We start from the raw sequence: 12,206 nt of genomic DNA on the forward strand, positions 1-12,206 counted from the left end.
ATCGCGGCCCGTGGAACCGCCGCCCACCCGAGCGTCCCGGGCAGGCTGCCACGCCACCTATCCGCAGCGAACAGGACGACCAGGCAGAAATCTCCATCAGCCGAAATCGATCAAGAGGGACAGCCACCCCGTGAGTCATCGAGGCCAATAGCGCGCCTTTGTGCCCGCCTCCAAAACCAGGTGCGCTAGAGCTGCGGATGCCGGGACGAAGGTGCGCGCGGGAGAGGATGAGCCAGGCGCTTTGAACGACGCCGACGTTCGGGGCGTCTCCGTTCAGGCCCCGCCGCCCGCAGCTTCGCCTGGCGGCCGTGGACGTGACCCGCACCGCCGGGCGCGGGTCCCGACAGAGGGGGTGCCTAGGCTGCGGTGGAGGTGGATGGCGTGTCCGCAGGGGTGCCGGATGGGGAGGCGATGCCTCTTGCCCGTTGGCGCCGCCGCGCAGGGCGGTTGCCTCAAGACGAGGGCGACACGGTCATGATCGGGATCGGTAGCCGGCTCCTCCTGACGGCTTGGCACGGTGACGTCCGGGGATCTCGGGCAGCGCCTTCAGGCCCATGCTGAAGCTGATGTCGACATGTGGTTGCAGGTCGGTCCTGTCTTGAATGGCGAATCTGCGGTGAAGCAGGACGCTGATCGTCTCCGCGTCCAGAGGCAGCGGGTCCGGCACGGCGTTGTGGTGATGGTGGAGCAACTGCAGCACGACGACCGCTTCCTGTGCCGACAGCGGTATCTGTGCCTGCTCGGCCGCGTGCAGCCGCGTCTGGGTCTCGGCGTCGAGCAGTGCCGGACGGGCTTCCAAGCGGACACGATCGCCTGCTCGGACCACTTGCAGGGCCGTGCCGAGCAGGCGCAAAGTCAACGCCTGAATGGCTTGTTCAACCCGCTGAAACGGCCAGTTCAGGGCCCTGGCCAGGTCGGTAGCGGCGAACTGGCCGTGCCGCGCCAGCGCGGCCTCGATGACCAGATCGTCTTCATCCGGGCGATGGGGTCCGGCCGGCCGCGGCCGGCCGAGCAGTTCCGCGAGCTCAATCTCCAGGACCTCACAGATGCGCATCACCGTCTCGGCACTGATCGTCGCCAGCGCCGGGCCGTCATCCAGGACATCGATGGAGATGCCGGCACGTGCCCGGAACTCGTGGGCATCGATGCCGAGTTCGGACAGCCGCTGTTTGATCTTGTCGGAGTTGATCAATGTTGGCCTTCTTCCGCAGATTCGCGTCCTTGCGGTGACCGCTGCCCGGCGCGGTGGAGTGGCTCACCCACTCGCCAGCAGGTCGTGCGCAGATCCCAGGGCAGATCGCCTTGCCGTCCGGCGAGCACGGTGGGAATCGGCATGGCGCAGAGCCGGGCCGTGGCGATCAACTGCCGGCACTCGCGCCCGATGCCGTCGGCCAGCAGCGGCGCGGCCGCGTCGTAGCCGCACAGGGTGTGGTAGTGACGCGCGGCGCGCAGCAGCGACCGCGCGTATGACGGCACTCCGTAGCTCACCGGTTCTCTCACGAACCCCTGGAGCGGTGACTCCGCCAGGTGCAGGAAAGCGCCGTCGGGGCTGCAGGCGTGTGCCGCGGCGGCCGCGACGTCAGCCGGGTCGGCCCCGGTGCACAGCACGGCCGCCAGCGCGGCGGCATGCACCGGATGCAGGACATGTGAGCGGATCCGATCAGCTTGTTCGGCATCCAACTGCGTGACCAGGCCGCGGCCGGTGGCCCGGTCCAGCAGGGGTGGAACCGCGAGCAGTAATCCGTGAGCGAAAAAGCCCGCTTGCGCGCCCCGGATACGAGCGATGGCATGGCCGCGGGTGGGGCAGTCGGCCACCAGGTCGGCCAAAAACAGCCGCAAGCCTCGTGCGTTGCCGGCGCGCTGCGGATAGGGGGACTCCTCTGCCGGTGCGATGCTCGGCGATGGTCGCCGGGCCGACGTGATCGGCGGGTCGATGCCGGCCAGGAACCGCTGCAGGCGATCGAGGTGTGCGGCCGCGCTGGGCCGGGCACCCTGCCGGTCGCGGGCGCGCGGGGCGGACTCTGCCGCCGCCGCTTGATCCTGCTCAAGGATCCAGGTGCAGGCCATGTCCATGCCGTATCCGTACACGGCGTCGACCGCGTCGAAGGCGCTGTCTCCGAAGACGGCAGCCACAGCGGGATCCGGGCTCAGCCGCAGGGTTCGAAAGGAATCGGCGCGGAAGGAGGGGAAGTCGCTGCCCGGAAGCGGCGGCAGCGCTACGGTGTCGGCGGCGTGCTCCTCGTGAGGGCTGGGCACCTGCTCCCCGCCGGCGCAGTGCAGCACGGATCGTGCAGGCGGCACGGCTCGCCACGGCTTGCGCGTCAGCCGTGCGGCGACGAGGGCCTGGTGCAGGCTCGGCATCACCGTCCAGCCGCGTTGACCGGGCATCTCGGCCGACCAGTCGGCGGGTTCGTTGGCATGCCACACGACGGTCAGCACGGCACCGGCGTCGGCCGCGAACGTGATCAGCCAGGCGCGTTGCGGCCGGGTCAGCAGGTGCGCGCGTAATACGATGATGTGCCAGACGCCCTCCGCGGAGATCCAAGCGCGTGCGGCGTGCTCGATGTGGGCCTGACGGCCTCCCGCGCCGGATAAGCCTGGCGCTTGGTCGATCGGTTTGTCGAGCGCGTTCAGCACGTCCAGGCACATATGTTCGATCCGGGTCGTGCCCGGGGTCGGATGCACCGTGATCACACCTGCTGACGGGTCGTGCGCTCCCCACGCCGCGGTGACGCAGTGGACGTCGTCGCCGGGATCCATAACGATCATGACCGGGTGGCCGCTGGGGGTCGTCATGACAGCCTCATCGCCCCCACGGTTGCCGTTGCACACGAGGCCGTCGTGCCCTCGCTGCGTCCTGATCACCACCGATGTCCTGCGCGCATCAGATGCCCAGCACGCGGCGTGACGAGTCTTCGACTGCTCTGCCACACCGTCGCCGAAACGCTACCAAGCGGCGGACTCCCGTTCCAGCCTGTGTGCCGGGGCCGCCAAGTCGGCGCTGAGCATGATCGTGGAGGCCGCGAACGTGGGCGTGTGCGAGGCCGTCTCGCTCCGGTGGGGCGCGTGGCAGAAGGGTCCAGCTTGGGAGTGGACGCGGTTTGCGCAGCTGCCGTGCGAGCAGGTGATCGCGCGCCTGGACGTTCAGGCGGACGCTCACGCTCGGGAACCAGGCGACTCGCAGTCATCGCGGCTCAGCGTTGATCATGATGAGGCTGCAGTGATTCAAGCGAAGGGGTGGCGCTGCAGTCATTGAGGGTGTTCACTTCGGGAAGAGGTACTCCAGACAACCAGTCATCGAAGAGTTCCTGGTGGTACCACCACGCCATCAAATGGCTGCTGGCCGGGGACAGCGTCATCGCTGGCCGGGTGCGCCTTCCATGCGTTCACCGGGGCTCCTCGAGTCGTACAGGGCGGAGCTTCGATGGATACAACCGCTCACCACTGGCCCTCAGCGGCCCCACCATGTCGCACCCGTGCCTGGCACATCGACCAGATGCCGTTTCGCCTGCGCGTCGACAGCAACGGCGCACGGATAACGCCCTGGGTCATCTGGGTCGTCGACGCCGCGACCTCGCTCATCATGGGCCTGGCCATCACAGCCGGCGCTCCCCGGCATGCCGCCGTTGTGACACCGTTACGCACGGCGCTGCTGCAACGGGAACCCCGTGGACCGATGGGCAAGCTGCCCGAGCGCATATGCGTCGACAGCAGTGCCCTGTACCCGACGCTCAGCGCCGCCATGGCCGCTGCGAACCTGAACATCCGCATCGAGCGTCCGCATCCTCAAGTCCCCACAGCCAAGACGATGACCGAGGACCTCCACAACCGGATGTCCGACTCGGTGCTGGCCCGGATATCCGGCGGCACGGCGGTGCTGCGCACCGATAATAGCCACCCGGCCGATGACGCCTTGTTGTCCTTCCATCAGTTCGTTGACGCCGTGCTGGCGTGGCGGGCCGCGTGGAATCGCGATAGGTCCCAGGTGCTACTCGACGAGCGCACCCAGCAACAGGCGGGGCAAGACGATGAGATCGAAGCAGTCGGCGTCGATGATCCCGACATCGTGCGGGCCCTCCTGCTCACCGAATCCCCGCATCGTCCCATCAGGGACAGTGCTGTCGCCTGGCGCCAGGGCCGCTACCACGCCACCTGGATGATCGATAAGCGTGGTGTTCGGGTGCGGATCCGCTACACGCCAGGCGACAACCACGACATCGCGGCGGACAGTTCCAGCACAGGCACCTCCCCGGGATCAGCGGTCCCCAGCCCCGGCCCGGCCGGTGCCGGCGGTACCTTCTCGCTCCCACGCTCAGGCAAGCGCGTCATGGGGGATGCGCACCATCAACGCAAACAAGTGATCCGGCCACGCCAGCCAGCCCGGGACAACCCCCCCGACCTCAGCTGACCGGACGGCCCAGCCCCTACGCCGCGCAACGTCAGAGCTTCACGAAGGGCCCCAGGTCGCTGCCCCGGGTCACCGGTGCCGCAGTCACGCCCCCCGGTCACCGCACTCCCCTGCCGGCGCAAGCTCCCGCCCTTACCTCGCCCCTGCCCATTGCCTTCTTCACGAACGGCCACACCATGAAAGCTGACGATGACAACTCCTGGCCCGCCACTCTGGCACGCCTACGCGACCTGCAAAAGACGAAAGCGCTGACAACCGGGCACGTACGGATGGCCGCCGAAGCACAGGACGTCAGCACGCGGACCATCTACCGGCGGCTCCGCGAAGACGCCCCCACCCCTCCCGGCAAGCGCGGACGCCCCCGCTACGAACTGACCGACATCGACCGCGACGCCTTCGCCTACTACCGCAGCGTCGCCGCACTGCATCGCGCGCGAGAAGCCGCCAGAGCGGGACGCAGCCATGTCGGCGGCGTGCCCACGCCCGCGGAATTCCTCGCCGCCTGGGCCGACGCGCCGCCGCTGGCACTACGCACCCTGCAAAACGCCTTCGCGGAGCAAACCACCTCCGGCTGGCGGGCCGCCCTCACCACCGGCGACGCGGGCGAACGCCGCCACCGCGGATACCTGCAGAGGCCCGAGGCGAGACGCAATCAGGTCTGGGAAATGGACCACAAGAACCTGCCGATCGTCGTGCTCCTGCCCCGCGGCCGATCCACCACGCCCTGGGTCACCACCATCATCGACACCGGCACCCGAGTCCTCCTCGGCTGGGCGGTGGCATTGAAGCCCTCCTCAGCCACCGTCCTGACCGCACTACGCATGGCGCTGGTCTACGAACCCGAACGCAGCCCCTTCGGAGCGGTACCGGCGCTGGTCCGCTACGATCGCGGACTGGAATTCGCCGCTCACGCGGTGCAGGACGCCCTTCGCGCGCTGTGCGTCGAGACCACCCGGCTGCCCGCCTTCCAACCCCAACTGAAGGGCAAGATCGAGCGGCACAACAGAACCATCGATCAGATGTTCCTGTCCGCGCTGCCCGGATATACCGAAGGACCGAGAAAAGCCTCGGGTCGCCTCTACGGACCGATCGCTGATGACGCCCGCTCCCGAGCCAACGCGGGCGACCAGCCGACACCTCCCATGCGGATCGAGACGTTCGTTGAACGCTTCGCCCAATGGGTGACGTGGTACAACACCGAACATCACCACAGCTCATTGCACGGCCTCACTCCCCTCCAAGCTTGGGAGAACGACGACAGCGCGCTGCATCGCGTACCGACCGAAACGCTCCGGTACCTGCTGCTGGCCGGCAAAGAGCGCATCGTGCAGACCGCCGGCGTTCGTCACAACAATTTGTACTACCAAGCGCCCGAATTAAACGGACGCGGCGGAGAGCGAGTCGCGATCCGCTACATGCCGCACGAAGACCGGTGGATTGACGTGTATCAGAACGGTGAATACCGCTGCACCGCCACCGCCCAACGCCATATGTCCGAAGAGCAGCGGGAGCAGCATCGCGCCGAGGCTCGCAAACAAGACGCCGAACTGCGACGTCAGCGACACAGAGCCGCCCGGATCACCCGAACCGTACTGGCCCCCATGACGGGGTCAGAACCTGCCGAGGAAACTCGGCTCTATCCCACCGCTGCCGACGCCAACTTCGTGCCGACGCTACGCAACAAACAAAAGACCATGACCGCGCTCTCACGGAGTGACTTGCTCGGGCTGAGGCCACCAGCAGCGCGGCGCCCGAGCGAGGGAAATGAGTGATTACATGTCCAAGCACTTCCTCGGCTTCACCGAGGTGGCAACTCTCGAAACCAGCCAGTTCCAGCTGACCAAGCGGATCATCGCCGACTTGGTGAAGTTGCGCGGCATGGGTGTCCTCCACGGCCCGACTGGCAGCGGCAAGTCCTTCGCGGTTAAGTCCGAACTCCAGGATCGGGCCGCAACATCCTCGCCAGCCTGCTACATAACGGAGGCCCACGAACAACCAACCATGCGCAATACCCTCGACATCATCGCCGCCGCCCTCACTGGCCACGAACCACCCGAAAACGAGAACCGGTTCAAGCTGACCGCGCGACTCGTCAAGATCCTCACCGGGCCCGAGCGACTGATCGTCATCGACGAAGCCCAACGCCTCAACGGCAAATGTATCGAAGTCCTCCGGCACCTGCACGACTCCGACCTCACCTGTTTCGCCCTGCTGCTTGTGGGTGGCGACGGCTGCTGGGAAGTGCTCTCACGCTCGCCGATGCTGAAGTCGCGCATCGTCCGACGACTTCCCTTCCAAAACCTCAGCGCTGAGGCGATCATCAAACTCATCAGCGGGTATCACCCAATCTACGAAGGCATAGAGCCGGAAATTCTCCTGGAAATCAATAAACGATACGGCGAAGGAAATCTTCGCAATTGGGCTACCTTCACTCTGACTGCCGCACAATTGTGCGCCGAAACGAACCGTGAGCGCATCGACGCAGCAGTCATCGCCAATGCATACACACTGCTCGGCGGAGGAAAGAGCGACTGAACAACAACGATACCGCCGCTACATCCGCGCGGTTTGCTGGAGAGTTGAGCCGCGCTGTCGAATGACTGCTGTGATTCCGTCCAGTCCTTCCGCGATCCGGGATAGGACGCCTTGGCAGATCACCTGGTCCGCCGCACGTTTCCCTCCGACGCCAAGGTGCGCAGCGGATATTCCGGCGAAGCCTTAAGGCGTAGTCGGCCATGTCGGGCAAGTATGTAAGGTGTCGGCGTGCCGCCTACTCAGAAGATTAGACATCGCGCTGAAGCGGCTCTCGGGCTAATCTCTGGCCGTGACCATGGCCACCGATGGCCACAGGCGAGACCCTTCACCGGACGTGCTAGGCAAACGCAGAAGCGAGCCCCAGATGACTTACCGTTCCGCCGGCTCTCTGCGCTGTTGGGCGCGCCATTGGACTCGGTCACCTACGAGCAGCTCGTCGCCCTTGAAGGCAACCACGCGGCGGGCGAAGCTGAAGCCCTCGACTACAAGCTTAAGTACGACAGCAGGGCCACGGCGAGGTATCGGTAACAGCCTGAGTGTCCGTTTTGTGGCGCGACTGTCCTGGGGCGGCATGAGGGCTCGGAGGACGAGAACAGGCACGATCTTCGAGATCATGAGGTTCTCGACGCCTAATGATCACCAGAGAAGACCGTGCCTGTCCCCTCATCATCGCCGATCAGCGCTGCCCTTGGCCAACTGGCCGAACATGGGCCGGTGGCCGCCTCCGCTGCCGAATGCCTCAACCTGCTGGAGTGCTTCCAACGCCTTCCCGACCCCGGCGATCCGCGTGGCGTCCGACACGCGCTGGCGTCGTTACTGGCCGGTGCCGCGGCTGCCGTGCTGGCCGGCGCACGCTCCTTCACGGCGATCGGTGAGTGGATCGCTGATGCCCCCGCCCAAGTGATGGCCGTCCTCGGCGTCCGCCGGGATCCGCTGAGCCGGGCATGGCAGCCACCGGACGAGTCAACCGTGCGGCGTCTGTTCGAGCAGATCGACACCGACGCCCTGGATGAGGCGGTGTGCTCCTGGCTGGCCGGGCGAGCCGCCGCAACCAGCGCCTCCGCCGACGGCCGTGTGCGTCGCCGCGCCGTGGCCGTCGACGGTAAGGCCCTGCCCGGCGCACGCCACCGCGGCGGTGAGCCGGTGCATCTACTGGCCGCCTTCGTCCACGCCAGCGGCCTGGTGCTCGCGCAGACCGACGTGGACGGCAAGACCAACGAGATCACCCGCTTCCAACCCTTGCTGAAGCGTCTCGACCTGGACGATTGCGTGGTCACCGCTGATGCCCTGCATACCCAGCGCGAGCACGCCACCTTCCTCATCGAGCAGAAACGGGCGCACTACGTACTGATCGTCAAGGAAAACCAGCCCAGCCTGTATGCGCAGGTCAAACGGCTGTCCTGGAAACAGATCCCCGTCCAGCACCGCGAACGTGACCGCGGACACGGACGTGAGGAACGCCGCACCCTCAAAGTCGTCACCGTCACCACCGGGCTGCTGTTCCCCCACCCCGTGCAGGCGATGCAGATCAAACGCCAGGTCAGAGACGGCAGCGCGGGAAAGTGGCAGACCGTGACCGTCTACGCGATCAACAGTCTGCCCGCCTGGCAGGCTCCTCCCGCCGACCTGGCTGCCTGGACCCGCGGCCACTGGAGCATCGAAACCGGCTCCACTACGTCCGCGACGTCACCTACGCCGAAGATCACAGCCGGGTCCGCACCGGCAATGCCCCACGCGCCATGGCCACCCTGCGGAACCTGGCCATTGGCGCCTTACGCCTGACCGGAGTCGGCAACATCGCTCAAGCCATCCGCCACATGTCCCGCGATGCCGCCCGCGCTCTCACCGTCCTCGATCTCACATGATCGAGGAATAGGGCAAAACACCGCTACGCCGGAGACTGCCCCCTGGTCGCCTTGGCCCCCCGGCAGCACCTTCACTAACGGTAAGCTCGTCGAACTGGTGTGTGAGATTACCTGCGCCTGGCCATCACGATTCGTCAAGAATGCGGCGCAACACAATGTCAGCTAAGACGCCCAGTAATGACACCGAGCAGAGACGGGCGCAAAGTAATGTCAGTGGATCCTAAGAGACTCTGACGACTCAGGCGGCTGCAAACATGCACTTCAGATGGGCTGAGGGGCTCCTCCACTGCCAAAGCCCTGCGTCATGGTGCCAAATTACTTGCGCGTCACAAGACCCTCATCAGGCGGCCTAACGCCCGCCTGATCTTCATGTCGCGCCGGCGATTTATGCACGCCATCCGGCCAGGTCAAGGCTGGGGCTCGCTCGCCCAGCGCCAGTCCTGCATCATCGCCGATGGCTCCTTAGTAGTCGAGCATCGCACCTGCGTTCCGTGTAATTCAGGGGTTCTGGAGTCGCTGTCGGGCTGGAGGTGCAGGTCAGCGAGTTAGGAGCTGGTGACGCGGCCGGTTTCGCCTAGAGACGCGATTTTGCTGAATCACCCGCACTGGCCTCGGTTTGCTCCGTATGCTCTGGAGCCATGTACGTGAAGACGACGAAACGGGAGAACAAGTCCGGCACGGTCCGGTACTTGCATCTGGCCCACAACGAGTGGGATCCGGTGAAGGGCCGGGCGGTCCCGAAGGTCCTGTTCACGTTCGGCCGTGAGGACGACCTGGACCGGGACGCGGTCAAACGCCTAGTCGCGTCTCTATCGAGGCTGCTGGAGCCGGGTGACACGCTGGCCTCGACAGCGGCGGGAGACCTGGAGTTCGTCTCGTCGGTCCCGTTCGGCGGCGCCTACGTCCTCGATCATCTCTGGCGGCAGCTGCGGATCGACAAGATCGTCGGCCGGGTGGGGCAGCCCAAGCGGGGCCGACGCCGGGACATGACCGTGACGGAGCGGGTGCTGTTCTCCCTGGTCGCGAACCGAGCCCTGGCCCCGTCGTCCAAACTGGCCGCCGCGGACTGGATCACCCATGACGTGCACATCGACGGCCTGGCCGCCACCGACGACGACGCCTGCTACCGGGCAATGGACTGGCTCCACGAGGTGACAGACGACCTGGAGAAGCAGGTGTTCGACGAGGTCGCGAACCTCCTCAACCTAGAGGTCGACCTGCTGTTCTTCGACACCACCAGCACCTACTTCGAGCTGGAGGAGGCCGACCAACCCGTCGCCCGGGACGACAGAGGCCGCCCGCTGGCCGAGGATCACACCCCTGCGGGGGACGACGGCGAGCCGGCGGACCAGTCCGGGTTCAGGACCTTCGGCAAGTCGAAGGACTCCCGCGACGATCTGCCGCAGATCGTGATCGGGATGGCCGTCACCCGGGACGGGATCCCGGTCCGCGTCTGGTCCTGGCCCGGCAACACCGGTGACCAGAAGCTGATCCGGCAGGTCAAGGACGACATGCGTGACTGGACCCTGAGCAAGATCGTGTGGGTCACCGACCGAGGCTTCTCCAGTGAACGCAACCGCCGCTACCTCCGCCAGGGAACAGGCGCCTACATCATCGGCGAGAAGCTCCGCTCCGGCAGCCCGGAGGTGAAGGCCGCCCTGTCCCGGCAGGGCCGCTATGGCGAAATCGCCGGGAACATGCGGGTCAAGGAGGTGCGGATCTCCGACACCGAACGGTTCGTGATCTGTCACAACCCCGAAGCCGCGATACGCGACCAGCACATACGCCAACAGCTCGTCGCCCAGCTCACCGCCCTCATCGAGAACACCGACCAGCTCAGCGAGTTCAAGCGCGGTGAGCTCCGCGGGAGAATCGCCGACAACCCCGGCCTCAACCGCTACCTCCGCACGACCCCGGCCGGCAAGCTCCGCCTCGACACCGCCAAGATCAAGGCCGAGGAGAACCTCGACGGCAAGTACCTGCTGCGATGCTCTGACCCGCATCTATCGGCCGAGGACATCGCCCTCGGTTACAAGCAGCTCCTCGAAGTCGAACGGGGCTGGAGGGACATGAAGCAGATCATCGACCTGCGGCCCGTCTATCACCGGCTCGAGGAACGCATACGCGCGCATGTCATCCTCTGCTGGCTCGCCTTGCTGCTGATCCGCATCACGGAGACCACCACCGGGGCCACCTGGCCGACCGCCCGCCGCGAACTCGACCGGCTCCACCTCGGCACGTTCACCGGCCCCACTGGTCTGTTCCGGCAGGTCACTGCCCTCACCAAGCCCCAGACCGACCTGCTGACCAAGCTCAGCATCCCCGCACCGAAGCAGATCGTCGCGCTCGAACCCACACCCCGCTGACCAGCACGAACACCAGCGCCTAGAGAAACGCCTCTCAGGCGCCCTCACCCATGTCCGCGCAGGTCACACCCCAGACTCGCGACTCCAGGCCGCCGAATTACGCGGAACGCAGGTATGGCGACCCGCTTTGACAAGCTCGCCGTCCGCTACGAGGCCGTTGTCACCATCGCCGCGATCAACGTGTGGCTCAAGGCCTTATGAAACACGGCCTAGCCGTAGTGGAGACTCCCCGCCACCACCGGGAGGCCTCCCTGATCCCCGCGCGGCGAATCTGCTACAGCGTCCGGCGTAGTTGCCGAAGGTAGACGGTCGGTGTGACTCCCACAACCTGCTTGAAGTCGTTCAGAAGGTGCGTCTGGCTGCTGTAGCCCATGTCGGCGGCCAGGCCGGCCCAATCCGGATGCTTCTGGCGTGCGGTCGTGCCGATCGCACGCAACAGGCGTTGCCGCTTCAGGAGCCACTTAGGGCCCACGCCGACGTACCGGGTGAAGACCGCTTGCAGGCTCCGCTCGCTACGGAACAGTTCTGCAGCGAGGGCGCCAACCGTCGTGGGGCCGTCCGCTCGCATCATGGCTGCGACGGCGTCCGCGATGAGCTGAAGGTGCTGGACGGGGGGTTGGACCGACTTCGCGCGTAGGAGCCCATCCAGGGACTGCACCAACTCGTCCTCAGGCATCTGCAGCCGTTCGCCGCAGAAGCGTTCGTCGACATCTGGGAAGACGGTGGCGAGGTCGACCCTTGCGCCGCGTAGCTGGCTGAGGCGCCCAGTCCAGTACGGGGCGAACCCGCCCGGCCTGAAGGCGATGCCGGCCATGGCCCCGGTACCGGCTGTCTCGTAGCTGAGAGCGCCATCGCTGACCCCATGAACAAACCCGCCCCGTGCTGGAGCAATCGTCAAGACCTGTGGATCAAGCTTTTTCAGGCGGCTATCGATGGGTCCTCGACGGCCGGTGATTCCTCAGGCCGCTCGACGAGCTTGCCCTTGACGAACGTGGCCCCGGCGCGGACCAGGGCGACGAGATGAGGCGCGTT

Annotated in this window: 8 protein-coding genes; 5 read left to right on the forward strand and 3 right to left on the reverse strand. The window is 66.2% G+C overall.

What is annotated here, in order from left to right; translation table 11 throughout:
* Positions 1–472: 472 nt before the first annotated feature.
* Both AB0C16_RS39050 and AB0C16_RS39055 read right to left on the reverse strand, forming a co-directional pair.
* Entirely contained in the window at positions 473–1,192 is a 720-nt protein-coding gene (locus AB0C16_RS39050; protein WP_357691022.1) for a helix-turn-helix transcriptional regulator, read from the reverse strand.
* The gene (locus tag AB0C16_RS39055; protein ID WP_357691024.1) at positions 1,189–2,796 is read right to left on the reverse strand and encodes a hypothetical protein; all 1,608 of its coding nucleotides are present in this window, start codon (positions 2,794–2,796) and stop codon (positions 1,189–1,191) included. Before AB0C16_RS39055 ends, AB0C16_RS39050 begins: the two co-directional genes overlap by 4 nt.
* A gap of 700 nt (positions 2,797–3,496) precedes the next feature.
* Here AB0C16_RS39055 and AB0C16_RS39060 point away from each other — a divergent pair.
* The 5 genes from AB0C16_RS39060 (at position 3,497) to AB0C16_RS39080 (ending at position 11,174) form a co-directional block, all read left to right on the forward strand.
* Positions 3,497–4,408: a hypothetical protein gene (locus AB0C16_RS39060; RefSeq protein ID WP_357691026.1), complete on the forward strand. Its 912-nt coding sequence runs from the start codon at positions 3,497–3,499 to the stop codon at positions 4,406–4,408.
* A gap of 176 nt (positions 4,409–4,584) precedes the next feature.
* Positions 4,585–6,180, forward strand: coding sequence for a Mu transposase C-terminal domain-containing protein (locus AB0C16_RS39065; protein WP_357691028.1), 1,596 nt, complete (start codon positions 4,585–4,587; stop codon positions 6,178–6,180).
* Between the two features lie 4 nt (positions 6,181–6,184).
* Positions 6,185–6,943, forward strand: a complete 759-nt coding sequence (locus AB0C16_RS39070) for an ATP-binding protein (protein ID WP_357691030.1) — start codon at positions 6,185–6,187, stop codon at positions 6,941–6,943.
* Between the two features lie 714 nt (positions 6,944–7,657).
* Positions 7,658–8,725 carry an ISAs1 family transposase gene (locus AB0C16_RS39075; protein WP_357691032.1) on the forward strand — a complete coding sequence of 356 codons (1,068 nt, stop codon included), beginning with the start codon at positions 7,658–7,660 and terminating at the stop codon, positions 8,723–8,725.
* A gap of 721 nt (positions 8,726–9,446) precedes the next feature.
* Positions 9,447–11,174 carry an IS1634 family transposase gene (locus AB0C16_RS39080; RefSeq protein ID WP_357691034.1) on the forward strand — a complete coding sequence of 576 codons (1,728 nt, stop codon included), beginning with the start codon at positions 9,447–9,449 and terminating at the stop codon, positions 11,172–11,174.
* A gap of 274 nt (positions 11,175–11,448) precedes the next feature.
* Here the strand turns inward: AB0C16_RS39080 and AB0C16_RS39085 are convergent, their stop codons facing one another.
* Complete coding sequence (locus tag AB0C16_RS39085) at positions 11,449–11,988, reverse strand: helix-turn-helix domain-containing protein (RefSeq protein ID WP_357691036.1); 540 nt, start codon at positions 11,986–11,988, stop codon at positions 11,449–11,451.
* Positions 11,989–12,206 lie beyond the last annotated feature (218 nt).

This window comes from Nonomuraea sp. NPDC048916, assembly GCF_040649575.1.
Taxonomy (GTDB): domain Bacteria; phylum Actinomycetota; class Actinomycetes; order Streptosporangiales; family Streptosporangiaceae; genus Nonomuraea.

Coding starts and splice junctions, on each gene's coding strand:
- AB0C16_RS39085 (WP_357691036.1), bottom strand. CDS start 11,988: ATGGCCGGCATCGCCTTCAGGCCGGGCGGGTTCGCCCCGTACTGGACT.
- AB0C16_RS39070 (WP_357691030.1), top strand. CDS start 6,185: ATGTCCAAGCACTTCCTCGGCTTCACCGAGGTGGCAACTCTCGAAACC.
- AB0C16_RS39060 (WP_357691026.1), top strand. CDS start 3,497: ATGCCGTTTCGCCTGCGCGTCGACAGCAACGGCGCACGGATAACGCCC.
- AB0C16_RS39080 (WP_357691034.1), top strand. CDS start 9,447: ATGTACGTGAAGACGACGAAACGGGAGAACAAGTCCGGCACGGTCCGG.
- AB0C16_RS39055 (WP_357691024.1), bottom strand. CDS start 2,796: ATGACGACCCCCAGCGGCCACCCGGTCATGATCGTTATGGATCCCGGC.
- AB0C16_RS39065 (WP_357691028.1), top strand. CDS start 4,585: ATGAAAGCTGACGATGACAACTCCTGGCCCGCCACTCTGGCACGCCTA.